This window comes from Shewanella sp. NIFS-20-20, assembly GCF_019209865.1.
Classification (GTDB): domain Bacteria; phylum Pseudomonadota; class Gammaproteobacteria; order Enterobacterales; family Shewanellaceae; genus Shewanella.
Genome location: NZ_JAHUTT010000025.1, coordinates 34,420 through 53,042, shown reverse-complemented (window position 1 = coordinate 53,042; position 18,623 = coordinate 34,420). Strand labels below are relative to the sequence as shown.

Below are 18,623 nucleotides of genomic sequence, written 5' to 3'. Positions count from 1 at the left end.
CGAGACAGTTCAAGCTTGATGGGAAACGGGATAGGGCCTATCCACGTGCGTTAAAAATGAGTAAAAACAAGTATCCCATTAAGTCTAAGAAAAATGCCGTTCACACTAAGTGAACGGCATTACGCCTAAGCGGGTTTTTTTGCCGATAAACAATTAGAGCGTAATGTTATTAATGCGAGCTTTTTCTTTAATATAAGAAATATAGCTCTTAGCACTACGTTCTGTCTTTTTATCTTTAGCGGCTAACAACGCATTTTGATACGCAGGCTTGTATTGCTTCAAGTTTAAATAAGCCAACGCCAATTCAAACTGTGCTTCACCTGGGTTTTTAATGCCAGTATCAAGTGCCTTTTTGAACGCTGCAATTGCAGGCTTATACTCTTGTTCAAGTGACAATAATCGTCCTTGACGCAAGTATAATTCACCATCATTACCCGCCTCTGCAGCTAAGCCATAATACTTAGCAGCATCCGACGACTCTTTGGCATTTTGATAAAAAGTCGCAAGTAACTTATATGACTTTTCATTCTTAGGGATCATGCCATTATCGAGGTTTTTCTGATAAATCTGAGCCGCACGATACGGAGACTCCTTTTGATTTAACAGTTGCGCCAAACGAGTAATGTTTGCTTCGGTTTCCAAAAAGCCATTTTTATAGGCCAAATCATAGGTTGCCAAGGCTTTATCATAACTTTCAGTCACTACGTAAAATTGAGCCAACTGGACCCATAGGCGTTTTTCAGTTTGCCAAATAGGGATCATTGTCTCCAGTACAGATACAGCATTTTTGTACTGTTTTTTGTTGTAGTAAGCGGTAAGTTTCATTTGATAAAGGGTTTGATCGGGCTTATCGGCCAATTCAATACCCTTGTTCGCCACTTCAAGTACCTTATCCCATTGTTCAAGCTCAGTGTAAGCCACACCAATACGCTTATAAACCGTGGCATCATTGGTCTTACAAGTAAAATCAATCCACTTATAATAATAAGGAATGGCCTCTTTAAACTGTTTCTCTTGTAACAAGATATCAGCATAAAGACGTAAGGTACCCGCATGATCCGTACCGCTTAGCACATCGGCATCTACCGCTTGCTTTAAGTATTTTCTCGACGCTGACATGTCGCCTTTTTCAGCGTAGAAATTACCCAGCATACGAGCAACATAAGCTTTATCAAAAGTATCACTAGGATTCACTTCTAACAAAATACCAATCGCTTCATCAAGGCTACCGTTGGTGTAAGCTTCGTAAGAACGTTGTACCTTCTTACCACTACGCTCACCGACCGCTTGCGATTTGCGATTGTCAATCGGACAGTCACCTTTAGCTAATGCCAAAGGAGACAAGACTAAACTGCCACCACACAGAGAAAATAATAATGCGGTTGCATAGCTACTAACTTTACGCATGCTTATCTCCCTTGCTTATCGAGTGTAAAGTCCAGTTGAACTGTCATGCCAGGTTGCTTCATTGGCTTACCATCAACAATTTTTGGCTTGTACTTCCACTTTGACAATGCGCGCTTGGCTTCACGATCAAAGAGTCGTTTTGGCTCGGCATTGATCACTTCAATGTCTTCAACGCCACCAAGCTCGTTAATAGTAAAGCTCAGTTGAACAAAACCTTCTTTACCATCACGCAGTGCTTGCACCGGCCATTGAGGGTCGATACGAACCACCGGGGTTGCATCGCCATCACGAGTCATCATATCGCCTAATTTAAAGCCAGTACTTAAACCGCCGGCCGCAACACCACCCATATTGAACGACATATTGCTATCAATGTCTGAAGACGTATCAGGCGGAGTCGGATCCAACTGAGGTGGCTTCTCTGGTGGTGGTGGTGGCTTAGGAACTACCCTTGGCTTCTTCTGTGCTGTCGCATCCTGTTTATCCATCGTAATTTCAATAACAGGTGCATCTTCACTGGTTTCGGCGCGCTTAGCGCCGCCACCAATCAAAAACGCCATAAATACGAACAGAGCAAAAGTAATAGCAGCACCAACGATGATTGATACTATTGCTCTTAGCATATTATTCGTTCCCCGCTGATACTGATATTTTAGAAATACCGGCTGACTTCACTTGATCGAGCACCTTAACCACTAAGCCATGCTGTGCTTCTTTATCTGCTTGAATTAACACTGCAGCTTCAGGAGCTTCTGCCAACATGCGCTCAACGTTTGCGGTTACACGCTCAATGTCAACCTGACGGTTTTCCATCATAATCACGCCAGTCTTACTCACACCAATAAAGATGTTCGCAGAAGGCTTTTTAGTCGCCTGGGACGCTTCAGGCTTGTTATAGTCAAGACCGGAAGGTTTGATAAACGACGTCGTCACAATAAAGAAGATCAGCATGATAAACACGATGTCGAGCATCGGTGTCATATCAATTTGCGCTTCCTCATCCATACCGGAATGCTTTTTACGTGCCATGTTTAATCTCTCTTCTAGTGGTGTGACAGGCTGTCTTTCAGCTTTTCAAGACTGATTTTCATCTTGGCATCTAACCGAGCACTAAAGAATACGCCTGAAAGTGCTGCTACCATTCCCGCCATTGTCGGCATGGTCGCCATTGAAATACCAGCTGCCATCATACGAGCATTACTCGTCCCATGAACTGCCATTACATCGAATACTGAAATCATCCCCGTTACTGTGCCTAACAGACCAATCATTGGACACACTGCAACTAAGGTTTTAATAATCAGCATACGTGCAGTTAAATCTTGCTTAGCTTGGGATACCCAAGCTTCACGGATGCGGTGTGCATACCAGGACGTGGTGTCCGTCCGTTGTTCCCATGCAGCGATAATGGCTTTATGTTGTTTTGGTGACACCCAATTGAGGTACCAATAACGTTCAAGCATTAACACCCACATTAAAAATAACACTACCGCAACCAGCCAGAGGACATCGCCTCCGGAGGCCATGAAGCCCCTGACGGAATCCCAAATATCCATCAGGTATAGCATCATTAGTCAGCCCTCTTCTCAGCGTGCGCGGCGATAATACCAGCGCTCTGCTCTTCAAGAATTTGTACAATTGACTTGCTACGTGCAACCACAATCGCATGCAGTAACATCAGTGGCAGTGCCGCAATCAAGCCTTGTACTGTGGTGACCAGTGCCATCGAAATACCACCCGCCATCAGCTTAGGATCACCAGTACCGAACAGCTGAATGCTTTGGAAGGTTGCAATCATACCGGTTACTGTACCGAGCAGACCCATCATAGGCGCGATAGCAGCGAGTACCTTGATGATAGAAATACGCGCTTCTAACGCTGGTGTTTCTTTCAAGATAGCTTCGTCAAGTTTCAACTCAAGAGTTTCAACATCGACATTCTTGTTCTCTTGATAGACTTTCAAGATACGACCCAGCGGGTTATTACCTGGATTATCCAAGTTCTTACGCTGACTCTTAACCTTAGCACCCACAATATACAGAGTGATCAGTCGCTCAAGGGCAATCAATGCACCTAAGGCCAACAAAGCAATAATGATGTAACCAATTGGGCCACCAGCTTCAATACGGTCTTCAATGGTGGCTTTTTGGGTAAAGATACTTAACAGTACACCTTTGACAGGGTCAATATAGAGGGTTTCAGTCCCGGCATTGGCAGATTGGAACGGTGCCACGGTGCTGACCACATAACCGTCTGGTTGTTGTGATAACTCCTGGATGATGTCAAGTTCGTTGTTGAATACGACGTATTCACCATCGGCTAACAGGTTGAATGGTCCCACACGGGTAATGGTCGTATCGCGAACGTTACCTTCGATATCGGTAACTTTACCTTGGAAGTTAACGACTTTGCCGCTTTCAACCATTTCAAATAACTGCTCTTCCCAAAAACGTTGTAACTCTTCAATTTTTGGTAATTGCTTACGGGCACCAAGGTCGGCAATAAACACTTCACGACCAGGGTATTGCGCACTGATATTTGAACCGATCAGCTTACCAGCAAAATCACCGGCCTCGCCTTTAACCACACCAAACATCTCACCCAAGTCACCTTGAGCTGTTTTTAAATCTTCTTCTAACTGAGCAATTTTACGCTCATTATCAAGGAAAGCTTGGTTAAGATCTTTACCACGTTGACGCTCAGCAGCTAACGCATCTTTCTCACGCTTGAGCATGGCCGCTTTGTCGCCAGTTTCGGCTCTGAACTCAGCCTCACGCTTGCTGTTTGTTTTAGAGGCATTTGCGCGGTCAACCTGAACTTGTTTAAGCAATTGCTCAATGTTCTTCGGCTGATCAGCAGCAACTGCCATACCAGATAAAGCAAAAGTTGCTGCAACCACAGCTGAAATCATTAACTTTTTCATTATTGTGCAGCCTCCGCAGCTGGAACTGGTAATGCGAACATATCAGGTGCGCCTTGCTTACGAGCAATGCGAATACCTTTCGTCAGTTCACGCATATAGCTATCATCCAGCACATCCCATGACTGAGTTTCCGGGTTGTAGATCCAGCCTGAACGCTGATCTAGACTTTGGGCGTATAAGGCAACGCGCCCCAAGTTAAAGAAATCAACCAAAATCTCTTTGCCATCGATATTAATTTGACCGGTTTTCACAGCCACAAAGTTACCGTATTCACGTTCGATGCTGTAAGCATCCAAAATCAAACGGTACTTTTCTGCCAGTGACACTTCGGCCGTATTCAGTAAATTTCTCAAGTTCTGAACACGCTCAGCACGAACTTCAGTATTGAAAGGTAAATCTAATTGAACAAACTGTTCTAAAGAGTCAACCATGCTGAACATTAATGGCACCACGCCTTGGCGTAGTTTATCAATACCATTGATGTCGTTTTGAATGGCTCCCATGGTGTTTTCTTGATCTGCAACTAAGGTTGCAACGTAATCATTGTAGGCTTTCAGTGATTCACGCTCATCGGCAACAGTGCTGTATTCAAACAACATGTCTTGCGCTTGATCATAGTATTTATCAATTTTTTTCTGTGACGCAGCGGCTTCAGCGTGGACTTTGCTATCTGCTTTTTGCACGTCGGTAAGTGGATCTGCAACCACTAGGTTGCTGCTGGCTAACGCCAGAGCGCCAACAAGTGCAGTAGCGATTTTTGTTCTATTGCTTACCTTGGACATAGTTCCCAACCAATTTGAAGTGAATAAAAAGTTAACTTGCAGGTAATGAATGGGTTCGCAACACCTTGGGGGTGGAACTTACATACTTTACCGCTAAGTATGTCTTTCTCTTGTGATTGTTAGTCTTTTCTTTACTTCTCTACACCAAAGAATGGTATAGACCCGCTCGCATCATTTCACAAAATGTTGACCTATGTCAACAATCGGACACCAGCTAAAATAACAAAAATATACGTTTCATTAGGCTTAACTATATAAAATCAAATTTATGTAAATTTTGGTGCAAACGTGAGTACGCAAGCTATGTGTCCCATGCTAGTTTTGTGTTAAGTATATTGATTGGGTATGACAAGTATCTTATTGATATAAAACGATTACATATGGTAATCATTTAACCATGCCGAGCATGTTTGGCCAAGCGCTGTTCTAGAGATTGGCTGTGCAAGAAAAGCATTTATCACCCGAGTCATCTTACAAGAGCCATCCACCCCAAGTGCCGACTCATGCTTAGCCGAGACAGACTGATACGGGTTTTGGCGGCTATATTCAAACTTAGTCTACTTGCGAGTAGAAATCTTGGGTTATCTTATTGCTCGCATCAAGGAGTGGGCGTCATGGGCAGAAGCCAAGGTTTATCTACTTATGCACAGGCTAAAGTAACCACGGCGTGTTCATAAGCTTGGGGTTGATACAAAGCGCAATTATGACCTTTTTAGATCATTAGGCTTAATCAAACTGCCTCGCACTTCGATGACAGCTGCCCCAAAGGCATGCGCGTGCTTTTTACTCGAAATTTTATAGAATTAGCAGCCATTTCGATATGTTAACTTAGGCGGAGCACGCGGGAATATTGCGATAGACTGCGGACGGCGGGGTAGACTTGCCAGCATAAAAAAACCGAGTGCAAATGCACTCGGTTTTTACTTTATCATCAAATGTTGAGCCTGTTTAATCCGGTCCCCCATTAAAACAGGACCAACATTGACGACATGATGTTATGCCTAGTTAATGATATTAGAACTTAACAGTCACTGTCGCGTGTAAGTAACGACCTAAAGTATCGTAGTAACCTGCTACAGCATTCGCATTGCTTGATAATGTGTTACCTACCATTGGCGGCTCTTTATCAAACAGGTTGTTAACACCGGCTCTGATCTCTACGTTTTCAGTGACAAAGAAGTTACCCACTAAATCAAAATAATTTTGAGAAGAAATACCATTTTCAACCAAGGTATCTACACGAGTTGCAGATGTGTAATCTACAGCACCGTAGTAGCGCCAGCGCACTGTTGCTTGCCACCATGTATCCATATTATAACTGGCAGAAAGGATGTGACGCCACTTCGGTTGTGCGAAACAATCGACACTAACATTACCAGAACATTCGTACGTCAATTCATCCAAACCAGTCACTGGCTCATATTCTTTCTTGATGTTATAGCTACCCGCAAGGGTAGTATTTAAGCTACCACCAAATAAATCAAAGTCAGCGGCGGCATTTAAATCCACACCTTGCCAATGGCGTCCACCTAAGTTATCGGTAAGGTTAGTTACGAAGCCACTTTCACCAATCCATAAGCTACCAGAATTACTACGAGAAACTGAATCACAGAATTGATTTTGATATACACACGAATTGAGTATGAGTTGAGCGCCAGCAGTTGAAATAACGTCTTCAACCTGAATGTCCCAATAATCAACAGTAAAGTTAAAGTTATCAAACGGCTGAGCAACCAGTCCTAAGGTGAATGTATCGGCTGATTCTGGCTGAAGCTCAGTATTACCACCACCAAATTGGTTGTACTGACCAGCAGGAGATGCTGATATATTACCGTATTGAGCTGCAGTTACCCCGGTGCGAGCACATTCAGCAGCAGATGCCGTTGGAGTTGCACCACTACACGGGTCCGAACCACTGAACAAGCCAATGCTTTGGGCGGCAAATAATTCACCGACATTGGGTGCTCTTGTAGCGCGATTATAGCTTGCTCGTAACTTCCAATCTTCGACTGGAGAATAATCTAAAGCGACTTTATAAGTAGTATCACCGCCAGTGGTATTATAATCAGAGTATCTGCCACCTAAATCTAAAATCAATGCATCGACGCCAGGAGCATCATTTACAAGTGGTACGCTCAATTCAGCAAACACTTCATTGACATTATAGCCACCAATCAAGCTTTCAGTGGGGCCCCCCTGACCTAGCAAAAGACCTTTTGCAAATACTTCATCTGCAATTCTTTCAAACGCAACTTCACGGCGCTCAGCACCTAATACAGCGGCAATTGAAGAGGACGCTGATGGCAGTGCGTAATCAAAATCACCAGAGACAAAACCCTGATAAATTGTTTGAGTCGTCACACCGTTAAGGATTGCTGTTCCAGTAAGATTTTTTGCAGCTTCAGCAGTTACACCTTGGTATGTAAACACTTCATAAGGAATACAGTCTCCAGTACATGCATCCGCGCCAATGGCACCAATTGCCTGACCAATACGAGGGCCAAAGAAATCATTGATATAACCGGCACTTGAGCTTGTTTGGCCAAATTGATAACTAGTTTCATAACTCCAGCTATCATTGATGTCACCTCGAATACCAGTCACAATACGAAACGAATTGTGTTCTAGCAATGAAGCACGTGGCCCACCTTCTACATTTCGCTTACCAATGTATGCAACGAACTCATCATTAGCACCTAAGCCAAATTCATTTTGGAGCTGTTGCTTCTGCGCGGCACTTAATAATGGGTTATTAAAATCCAAACGATACTCTTCATTGAAGAAAGTACCCGATTCAGCAATTTGAGCATCAGTATTATCATTCATGTAGGAGATTTCCATGAATGGTCTTGCATGCTCATTGATTTCATAATCAATAAATGCACCAAGCGTGTAACGCTCATCTGGTCTCATGAAATGATTGATCGGAGCATAGTTATATAAATTGGTTCCATCGTAAGGGCTAAACGTACCGTCAGACGTTAAACTCCAAAACGCTTCCTGCGTATAATCTACTTCACCATTTACTACAGGGTAAAAGAAAAAGTTTGGCACTACAGCGTTTGCTGAACCACCACAACTAGTACCGGCATCATTCAGCGCGCAAGAAGAATAATCTCGCTCACCTTGAAGTAAGGCGTCAGATTTTTTCCATGTTGCATATGCCGTTGCATGACCTTTACCATTAGCGAATGCACCACCTAACGCAAGGCTTATGCTTGTGCTTTTTCCGTCTAGGCCAGAGTTACCGGAAGGATAGTCAAAGCCTTTTTCATCCATTAACCCTTGAATATATTTGTTGTCATTATCGTGCTGAAATCCTGAACCACCAACTTTAAGCTCAAAACCTTCAAACTTATCATCCATGACAAAGTTAACAACACCAGCAACAGCATCCGCACCATAAGTAGATGAACCACCACCGGTTAACACCTCAACTCGCTTAATTAAAGCAGTTGGTATTTGGTTAACATCAGGCGCTTGGGAGTACACCCCACCAGGCTGTAAACGACGACCATTCATGAGCACTAAAGTTCGGTTAGAACCTAAACCACGTAAATCCAATGTTGCCACACCAGATGCACCATTAGATTGCAGCTGCGTTGATGCAGCTTCTAATTGAGGCAGCTGATTTAACACCTCCTCAATGTTTGTGTAACCAATCGATTGAATTTCTTCTGCAGTTGTTATTTGAACTGGGCTTGAAGTCTCCATGTCGGTTCGTTTAATTCGCGAACCGGTTACTTGAATTTTTTCAATATTATTGTCTACAGCCTCTTCAGCTGCTAATGCAACTGGTATTGTGAAAGAGGCAGCCGCAGAACCAATCAATGCTAAACGCACTGAATTAGCAAGTAAGCTATTTGGACGCATCGTTCATATCTCCCTGGTTTTATCTTGTTTTATCTTGTTATAAATCAACCCCGATTTAGGCTGATGATAAGCAAACAGCGTTCAATGAGAACGCATTGGTAACATCAAAACACATAAAACACCATTTCGCAACATGGCAGCAACAACTGTTTCAGTGCAACTCGTTTATTTCTTGAGGGTTTGTTGCATAAAAATACAAATATATTGCACAAAACATTGTGCTTCGGCATGTAAAACACAGCGCAAAAAAAACATAACACCATGATCCACAAGTCTAATGTTATTTTGTGTTGTTTTTTATAGCGAATGATTTGTGAATACGCTGATTAAGCCTCTGAGGATGACGTCAGCAGTCATAAGGAATTTTGATGTGACAATACGCTGACCGCTCATTTGGTCGTTAGTACAATAATGACGCGAAAAAAAGGCCTCGAATGAGGCCTTTGGATGTTGACTTACTAACTATTTTTAGAAGCTTACGTCATACTGCAGGTAAACAAAACGACCGATGTTGTCGTATGAACCTTGGTCATAGAATGGCCAGCTGTACGGATCGCTAAATGATGGCTGACGGTCTAACAGGTTACGAATACCCATGGTCACTTTATTGTGATTATCGATATTGTAGACACTCGTCAGGTCAAACTGCACATAACTGCCAACATGCTGAGCACGACCTGGTTCGGTTAAGTCACCGTTTGCATCAACATCAGAACCGACATCATACCAGCCCACTAATTGACAAGAATTGTTACCGGTATTGCGCTTTTGATACTGATCATAGCCTTGTAACCAACGCGCATTCAGGGTCGTAGCCACATCACCCACTGTGTAAGTAACGTTACCATTTAAGCGCCACTTCTCCATCGCATCATCTTCGGCCCAATCACACAAAGGCTGAACTGCTGAAGACTGGGTCTTATACGATAAATACTGCTCAGCACGTAATACCGCGCTTAAACCGCCGAACGAGAAATCGCCAGAATATTGCAGGTCATACGTCAGACCTTTAGCACTTTGCTCAGTGAGGTTTTGTAAGTTAGTTCTGACATAACCAGTACGAGCAGAATCATCTAAACGGCCTTGAGCGTTACGCACCACTAACTCAGTCAGTTCACCTACCGCTTCGGCATCCAGAATTTCTTGAATACTTAAGCTACCTACGATGTTATCAACCGTTAACGACCAATAATCGATAGAGAATGATAAGTCATCGGTGATTTGATACACAGCACCTAAGTTATAAGACTCTGAGGTTTCAGATTCTAGGTTGACGTTACCCCCTGATTTAGAATTGAGCTCTAAACGCTTACAATCTGCACTGGCAGGATTATTGCCGGCAGCGTTACACAGCTTAGTATCGATGGCAAATTGAACGCCTGATGACTCATTTAAATATAAGCTATCTAAACTTGGGGCTTTAAAGCCGGTGCCATAGCTGGCGCGCAGCAGTAACTCATCGATTGGCGTGTAAGCCACTTTGGCTGAGTAGGTTGTTTTACTGTCATCATTCACTTCCCAGTCTGCCATATCGTGACGAGCGGCTAAGTTAACCTCTAGGTTATCGAGGACTGGCAAAGAGACTTCAACAAAACCCGCATAGTTAGTCGCACTGCCACCACCATTTGAGCCAGCGCCACCAATCACTTGACCGGCAACAGAGGCTGGATCCGAGCGATCTGAGTACTCTTCTTTACGATAATCAAGACCGGTTGCCAAGCCAATATCACCACCCCATAATTCGATAGGAGCCATGCCTGACAGCACTAAGGACGAAAACGTCATCTTGTATTCACCGGTACGGTGAATAGACGCTTGTAAGTCTTTACATGTCTGCGATAATTCTGGCGATGAACAGTCATTAATCACAAATGGATTTAAGTCGCCATTGGCAAAAGCATCTTCAACACCTTCAATTAAGAGTTGACCTGCAGCGCCGATCTGACGGTTAGTCAGACGAGAGAAGCCAAGGTCATAATCTAAGTTCCAGTTATCGTCGATGTTGTAATTTAATCCAACCACTGACTCAAATGTCTCATTGGTATTATCTTTTTGACGATTTGGGAAGTCTAAATAACGGCGACCGACATACACATAAGCATCACCGGCTTTAAGCTCATCAATGACTTGCTGACCTGTGACTTGATCATCTTTATAGCGATCGTTCAATAAGAAATCATACAAGTAGGGGCTGTTAGTGACTTCAACGGCACCCGGTGATGGTGCGTTTGAAGTACGGGTATAAGCCCGAGAATAACGGAACTGACCGTCCATGGTTAAATCATCGCTAAACTCATGGTTAATAGCGGTAAAGATAGACTGACGATCTGATGCCGGTTGGATTTGGTATAACGGCGCAAAATCATAGGCGCAGCGACCGTTACTTAAAATATCATCGGCCGGACAATCTGACCATGGCGCAGTCCCTTGAGTAGAAGAAACTGTGCCTTTCTGACCACCAATCAGAGTGAAACCTGGGATACCCCAAGTCGACTGACCATTACCGCCTTCATGACCTTCGATATTAGCCGTGCTACCAAATTTACGGTCAACCGCTTCAATTGGCTTGCGCTCAAAATATTCAGCGGCAAATAAGATATTGGTTGTGTCATTCGAAGCGCCAGCCACCAGCGAGAAGTTGGCTTCATCGGCATCCATATGCTCAATGGCAGCCCCGTAACGCGCCGAGAAATCCAAACCGTCAAAATCGGTCTTGGTAATAATGTTAATTACACCGGCAACCGCATCAGAACCATAAATGGCTGAAGCACCATCAGGTAACACTTCAATGCGAGCAACCGCGGCGATGGGGAGTTGGTTAACGTCGGTGAAAATACCACCGGCCGAGTTCTTTGGTAAACGGCGGCCGTTTAACAAAATCAAAGTGTAATCAGGCGAAAAACCACGCAAGCCAACCGACGAAGCACCCGCGGCCTGACTCAAGGTTGATGATTCATTAAAACCGCCAGAAGCTGCGGTAGTACGCAAGAATTCCGATACGGTAGAGAAACCCGTTTTATCGATATCTTCAGCACTGAAAATAGTCACAGGCGTTGCCGTTTCCATATCGGTACGTTGGATACGTGAACCGGTGACTTCAATACGTTCAACTTTATCGGCGCCAGCTTCTGCTGCCAAGGTGGGGGTACTGAATGCGGCTGTCGCGACGCCGCTTATTAAAGCGAAACGAATCGCCTTATTAATTTTATTTTTATCCATTATAAACAACTCCCTGGATTTCTAATTATGTTTAGTACAAGCAAAGGTCACTAAATAAATATGAAACTTATTAATGCGTCATACTTAACATAATAAAACCACAGGAAATAACAAATGTCAATAAAAATAAACAAACAATCACAAATAAAAGATAACAACTTAACATAGGTGCAACATGTTAAATTTATTAACATTTATTGACGACAACCTTACTAGACGAAAATACTAAAACGATCAAACGTTGCAGCAGAAAAAATCGCAATTACTGAAACTTTAATTAGTAAATAAACTATATTTTACTAAACGAAAAATGGCTGAATAAAATAAATCATTCAGCCATTTTTTAATTAACAACTATTCAACAAATGTATCGTTAGAAGCTATACATTACACCAAAAGCAACAGCATTACCTTCGCCAGCGTCAGCTAATTTAGCTAAGTCACCTGATACGGTAAAGTCACTGAAATCTACCCGGCCTTCGGCATATAAAGTCACTTGCTTAGTCCATAAATAATGAACACCAGCAGTCACAAACTGACGGTCGAACTCATCATTGCTGCCATAGGTATCAGCATATGAGTCACTGGCCTTCAAGCGGTTGTAGCTTAAGAAAGGACGCAGATTATTATCAAACTTATAGCTAACTAAGGTTTCAATACCCACTGATTCAGGCAGTAAACGACCGGCATTATCGGTGTCATGGTTTTGGTTTTTGTTAACGTTTGCCGCCACATATAAACCATCATTCCAATCACCATAGCTCATGCCTACGCCATAGATATAGTCAGTTTCGCTAAAGCTTACGCCTTTAGAAGTGATTGCATCGAACTCACCCATGTTACCGCCAACCATCAGGTTAAGCTTATCGCTCATGGCGTAAGTAGCAGAGAAACCATAGGTATTCTTGTACTCAACGGTTGTCATTGGGTTGGCAGCAATCGCCGAACCATTGGCAAAGTTCTGTGGTGGGAATGGGTTAACATTCAGAATTTCGTCAACTTGAAAATCATCTTGCTGCAATTGCAGCTGCACGCCAAAGCTGAAATCACCGAAAGCATTGCGATATTGAATGGCTTTATCAGCACGACCGGTACCGTTGAAAGAACCATCAGCCTTGTTGTAAGTGTAAGTACCTGAAGCATTACCATCGAAGGCAAATGGCTGGTTAGTGGCACCCACTACGTCGTACCATACACTCCACTGCTTACCAAAGCTAACCTGACCAAATTTGTCATGGCTCAGGCCAACATAACCTAAACGGTTGTTCAGGAAGTTGCTGGTAGAGTTAGAGAATTCATTGTTATCGTTAACATTAACTGTGGTGTTACCGAAAGGGTTGACGCCCCACTCAAATTTACTGAATGCACTCCAACCATTGGTCAGCTGGTGCTCAGAAGTGAAATAGATACGTGACCAACCATTGGCCATATCAGTTTCGCCATCGGCGCTAACAACGCGAGCATCAACAATGCCGCCCATGCTTACAGAATTGGTGTCGTCTTTATATAGTTCTACTGCATTGACTGCTGGCGCTGCAATGATAGCGGCCAAAGCGCTTGCTACGAGTGTCTTTTTCATTTGAGTGAACCTAACCTTAGTGGTTTTAATTGTCATCCCCAATCCGTTGCTTTACTACCTTCCTAGTGGCAACGAGATTAGCAAAACATTAGCGTTCACTCAAAGACGAACTATCCAGAAATATGCGCCAGTTATCATTTTTATGCTGCGATTACGCGCAGTTAACGAGCAATAAACCAAACGTTAACCAAACTAACAACATATAGATCATTAGTTGCAACTAAATTAACCTTAGTTGATCTGAACTAATTTCATCGAATGTTAATTTCATTACGGTAAGAACGGGATCAGAAATTGGCTTCAACTGTTTGTCGATATAGTACTGATAATCGAGTTGAGCCTGCTGATAGTCCACAGGTTCTGCGCCGGCAATTGTCATCACATAACGGATTTGACTGCCGACGCGGCTATAACTCGGATCGCCACTGCGGCTAACTGCCAGCGCAGCAGCTTTGACATGAGGACTGGCCGTGGCGGAATATTGCGCCAACGGCCGGCGCAAACGTTTGGTCAAAATCAATTTGTGGTCAAGCTGACCGGCGTTAAGAGCGCAAATCACCTGTTTAAGGTAATCCTCAACATCTAGCCCTTGAAATAAGCGGAGATACAATTGATATTGCACATCTTTAGCCAAAGGTGTCCAATCACTCCGTACCTGCTCCATGCCTTTAAAGGTTAAACGCCATTGCCCTTGATGCTGGCTGGCGCCAACGTAGCGTTTTTTACTGCCAACGTCGGAATCTCTTAAGGTCGGCATAAAGAACGACTGATAATGAGCATCAAATTCAAGTTCAAGAAAACTTTCCAGTTGAAACTCTTGCCAGATCTTGTCTTGCCACGCCTGATTTATCTCATTAATAAGCTGCATCGCGGTGGCTTTTATATCCCGTGAGCCTGCCAAATGAACAAAGGTAGAGTCGGTATCACCATAGATCACCTTAAAACCGCGTTGCTCAATCCATTGCCGCGTGGTTTGCATGATGTCGTGCCCACGTAATGTAATTGAGCTGGCAAGTTTGGGATCATGAAATACACAGCCCTGACTACCCAGTACCCCATACAGTGAGTTCATGATAATTTTAATCGCTTGCGACAAGGCTTGATTATGACTTTGCTTAGCCATTTCTCGGGCTTCACTTAACTGAGTCACTAACGCCGGTAATATCGGTTTTTCTCGGCTAAACCAAGCCCCAATAAAACCTGGGACTAAACTAGCGGCTGATTGATTGTGTGCGTATTGTCTAGTGCCTTCTACCAAGCCTTTGGGATCAATCAGAAAAGTTCTAATAATCGATGGATAAAGACTCTTAAAATCCAAGACGACGATATCTTGATAAATACCGGGGATTGACTCCATCACATAGCCGCCAGGACTCTCGGCAGGACTAACTTCATTGCCTATCGGCGCCACATAACCATGGCGATGTAAATGCGGCAAATACAAATGCATGAATGCAGCCACCGACGCTCCCACTCGCCCTAGTGCTAGGCCTGTCATGGCAGCACGCTCAACCGCAAATTCAAGCAGCTGCTTATGCTCAAAGATTTGCCACACCAATTGACAGTCTTGCAGATTGTATTGTGCCAATGCTGCCTTATCTTCACGAAATAACCGATTAATCTCACTGACTTTATTCTGATCAGACGCGATAAGCTTGCCATTACCAAACAATTGTTGCGACACGAACTCAAGGGAATAACGCTCAAACTGATAAAAAGCGGCTTTTAACCATTCGATACCATCGAGAACCACCCGGCCGGGTAATGATAGGGTATCACTGCGATGCACCTCGTTAACTTTCCAACTCAATGCTTGGCCAGCACGGCCAATTGTTAAAGTGAGCTGATGGAATTGTGCCCGTCGATACAGCAACGACAAATCAAAATTCACTACCGACCAACCGATGATAATATCAGGGTCAAACTCGGCGAACCAAGCACATAACGCCTTGAGCAAACTGACTTCATCGCTGACATATTGCAGCTGAAATTCTGCATGCCCCGCTGGCACGGCTAAGGTTAGCGATGGTTGCGGCTGTGAACAGGCATTATCAATCATCAACACTCGTTTATCAGAGTCACTATATAAACCGATGGAGTGCAGCGCGCCATCGGGGCCACATTCGATGTCCAAGGATACAAGGGATAAAGGCAAGGTCAGCTTACATGCTCGCGCATTAACAATTTCAAACACAGCAACGCCCTGCTCTTGCGCCAGCCAGCGCCCGCGGCATTGCATATCTAAATGAATAAACCGCTCCATCAAAAAGCGTTGCTCAGGTCGAAACTGGGTTTCATAGACAGCCACCCCGACATCCATAGCTTGTTTATACAGTTGCCCCATAGCCGCCATGGAAGGCAGTTCCAATAAGGTTAACGGCTGCGCGGCAAAATTCGTCAGGGACAAAGGCCTGCTGGCGCGGAGATCGTGACGAAGTTGCCTGACTCTTGCTTCATCTTGTTGCAAACAAAAACAGGTAGGCCATTGCGCAAAAGCGCGGGCTATCACTACCCCATTGGCAGTCGCAAGATAATATTCGGCGCAGCCCTCGCCGTTAAGCACGCGCCAATGCCGGCTAAGAATTCGACCACTCATGGTAATCATATTTGACTGACTCACTACACCATCCCACTACCACTGGATAACTATCAGCCCGAAGGCATAATAACGATGACACACCTTAGCCTAACTAAAGGTTAGTTTCACCCTCCGCTGAATACTGATATTATGTACAGCCATTTTGCTAACGATTGCGGCCATGCTTCCCGATACCGTCAAAACCCAAATTCGTACCATTTATAAAGCTGTCGCGACGGCCATGCCGAATTTTTGCCCCCGCCGCGAGCAAAATTATATGGTGGCTGAAATTGCCAAAACCTTAGTGGGTGAATACGATAAAAACCGGCCTATTATCGTGGTTGAAGCCGGCACTGGGATCGGTAAGTCTTTATCGTATATTTTAGGCACCATACCTCTGGCACTCGCCACCAAGAAAAAAGTCTGCATTGCCACCGCCACGGTCGCGCTGCAAGAGCAGTTAATGAATAAAGACTTGCCTTTTTTCAAGGAGGTATCCCAACTCGACTTTCGTTACGGCTTAGCCAAAGGTCGTCAGCGTTATGTTTGCTTAGCAAAATTAGAGTTACTGTGTGGTGACGCTAATGTCGATCAAATGGCTTTATGGCAAACCAAGCCAGATAATAGCCAAGTGGAGTTATTGCAATCCTTGCTTAAGGATTACCATGACAAGCGCTGGAATGGCGAACTCGATACCTTGCCTCACCCTTTGCCGGATCATTTGTGGCAACAAATCGCCTGTGATAAACACTCATGCCAACGTGGTCACCCCAGTCACCGCCAATGCCCGTTTCATTTGGCGCGTGAAGATATGGATGAATGGGATGTCATTATCGTTAACCACAACTTATTGTTTGCCGATCTTGAGCTCGGGGGCGGGATCATTTTACCGGATCCGAGTGAACTCTATTATGTGATAGACGAAGCACACCATTTACCAGGTGTCGCTCGGGACTTTTCCAGCGCGCAAGCGACCCTCAGAGGCAGTGTCGATTGGTTAGAAAAGGCCCTAAAGACCAGTAAAAAATTGCAAGACTTGATTAAATCAACCCAAGTCATCGCCCCCGTACAACAATTCCAAGACGATGCAGGTGAATTAGCGCGGCTGCTAACTCTATTAGCAGGCAGTTTAGATGCCAATCCGACGATGTTCACCAACATCGACAATCGGTGGCGTTTCGAGCACGGAAAACTACCGCAACAGCTCACTACCATCGCCCATGATTTGGCCAAAGCCAGTGCCACGACCTTAAAACAATTTACGCGGCTACAAAGCTTACTCAATGAAGCCATTAAAGATGGTGACGTAGCGAAAGCTCAAGCTGATAGCTTACAAACCGATGTCGGCTTTACGTTGCAACGCTTAGAAAACATCAGCAAATTGTGGAAAATGATGGCCAAAGAAGACAATCCTAAAGGCGCGCCCATGGCGCGTTGGATTGAAGTCATCAGCAACCGCCAAAATGATTTTTTAGTCTGTGCTTCACCTATCGAGGTTGGATACATGCTCGATAGCATGTTGTGGGAAAAAGCCGCGGGGGTGGTACTGTGCTCCGCCACCTTACGGGCATTAAATAAGTTTGATCATTTTGCCCATCAAGTCGGCTTAAGTCTGACTGATGGCAGCCGCTATTTGGCATTAGATTCTCCATTTGATTTTAAAAACAATGCCACCTTATTTTTACCCAAAATGCGCACTGAACCGACGGAAGACAGCTACACCGAGGAATTGGCTAAACTCATACTTGGATTAGTGGAAGACGAAACCGCAACCTTAGTGTTATTTACGTCTTATTGGCAAATGGAGAAAGTCACTGAACTGGTTAAATCAAAACTCGGCCAGTACTTATTGATCCAAGGTAGCGATTCCCGTCAGGCGTTGTTAGACAAACATAAGCAACAATGCGATGCCGGCAAAGTGTCTATCTTGTTTGGGACTGGCAGTTTTTCAGAGGGTCTGGATTTACCAGGGGATTATCTGACTAACTTAATTATCACCAAATTACCGTTTTCGGTACCCACCTCGCCGGTTGAGCAAGCCCATGCCGAGTACATAAAGCTGCGCGGGGGAAATCCATTTATGCAATTGACTATTCCTGATGCCTCACGCAAGCTCATTCAAAGTTGCGGACGCTTACTTCGTAAAGAACAAGACTATGGCCGCATCACGATACTCGATCGCCGCTTAGTGACTAAGCGTTATGGCCAGTCTTTACTTGACTCCCTTCCCCCTTACCGTCGTGTGATTGAATAGGCGTACCT

The 18,623-nt window shown here is 44.2% G+C and carries 11 protein-coding genes; 1 reads left to right on the top strand and 10 read right to left on the bottom strand.

Annotated features, from left to right (window positions below; genetic code table 11):
• Window positions 1-153 precede the first annotated feature (153 nt).
• From KU855_RS09860 to KU855_RS09815, 10 genes are all read right to left on the bottom strand, one after another.
• On the bottom strand, window positions 154-1,407 hold the full coding sequence (locus KU855_RS09860; RefSeq protein WP_218530119.1) for a lipopolysaccharide assembly protein LapB: 1,254 nt from the start codon (window positions 1,405-1,407) through the stop codon (window positions 154-156).
• Window positions 1,408-1,409: 2 nt separating this feature from the next.
• Window positions 1,410-2,030: an energy transducer TonB gene (locus KU855_RS09855; RefSeq protein WP_218530118.1), complete on the bottom strand. Its 621-nt coding sequence runs from the start codon at window positions 2,028-2,030 to the stop codon at window positions 1,410-1,412.
• A 1-nt stretch (window position 2,031) separates the two neighbouring features.
• A complete protein-coding gene (locus KU855_RS09850) occupies window positions 2,032-2,436 on the bottom strand; it encodes a biopolymer transporter ExbD (RefSeq protein ID WP_218530117.1) in 405 nt (134 codons plus the stop codon).
• A 14-nt stretch (window positions 2,437-2,450) separates the two neighbouring features.
• A complete protein-coding gene (locus KU855_RS09845; RefSeq protein WP_218530116.1) occupies window positions 2,451-2,978 on the bottom strand; it encodes a MotA/TolQ/ExbB proton channel family protein in 528 nt (175 codons plus the stop codon).
• Complete coding sequence (locus tag KU855_RS09840) at window positions 2,978-4,330, bottom strand: MotA/TolQ/ExbB proton channel family protein (RefSeq protein WP_218530115.1); 1,353 nt, start codon at window positions 4,328-4,330, stop codon at window positions 2,978-2,980. Before KU855_RS09840 ends, KU855_RS09845 begins: the two co-directional genes overlap by 1 nt.
• Window positions 4,330-5,112, bottom strand: a complete 783-nt coding sequence (locus KU855_RS09835) for a DUF3450 domain-containing protein (RefSeq protein ID WP_218530114.1) — start codon at window positions 5,110-5,112, stop codon at window positions 4,330-4,332. The genes KU855_RS09840 and KU855_RS09835 overlap by 1 nt, the downstream gene beginning before the upstream one ends.
• Window positions 5,113-6,126: 1,014 nt before the next feature.
• On the bottom strand, window positions 6,127-8,985 hold the full coding sequence (locus KU855_RS09830) for a TonB-dependent receptor domain-containing protein (protein WP_218530113.1): 2,859 nt from the start codon (window positions 8,983-8,985) through the stop codon (window positions 6,127-6,129).
• A gap of 468 nt (window positions 8,986-9,453) precedes the next feature.
• Window positions 9,454-12,204, bottom strand: coding sequence for a TonB-dependent siderophore receptor (locus tag KU855_RS09825; protein WP_256260964.1), 2,751 nt, complete (start codon window positions 12,202-12,204; stop codon window positions 9,454-9,456).
• 373 nt (window positions 12,205-12,577) lie between these two features.
• Window positions 12,578-13,783: a porin gene (locus KU855_RS09820; RefSeq protein WP_218530112.1), complete on the bottom strand. Its 1,206-nt coding sequence runs from the start codon at window positions 13,781-13,783 to the stop codon at window positions 12,578-12,580.
• A gap of 220 nt (window positions 13,784-14,003) precedes the next feature.
• Window positions 14,004-16,403 carry a DNA polymerase II gene (locus KU855_RS09815; protein WP_371316346.1) on the bottom strand — a complete coding sequence of 800 codons (2,400 nt, stop codon included), beginning with the start codon at window positions 16,401-16,403 and terminating at the stop codon, window positions 14,004-14,006.
• A gap of 139 nt (window positions 16,404-16,542) precedes the next feature.
• Between KU855_RS09815 and dinG the strand changes: the two genes are divergently transcribed.
• Window positions 16,543-18,615: an ATP-dependent DNA helicase DinG gene (gene dinG / locus KU855_RS09810; protein WP_218530120.1), complete on the top strand. Its 2,073-nt coding sequence runs from the start codon at window positions 16,543-16,545 to the stop codon at window positions 18,613-18,615.
• Window positions 18,616-18,623: the final 8 nt, after the last annotated feature.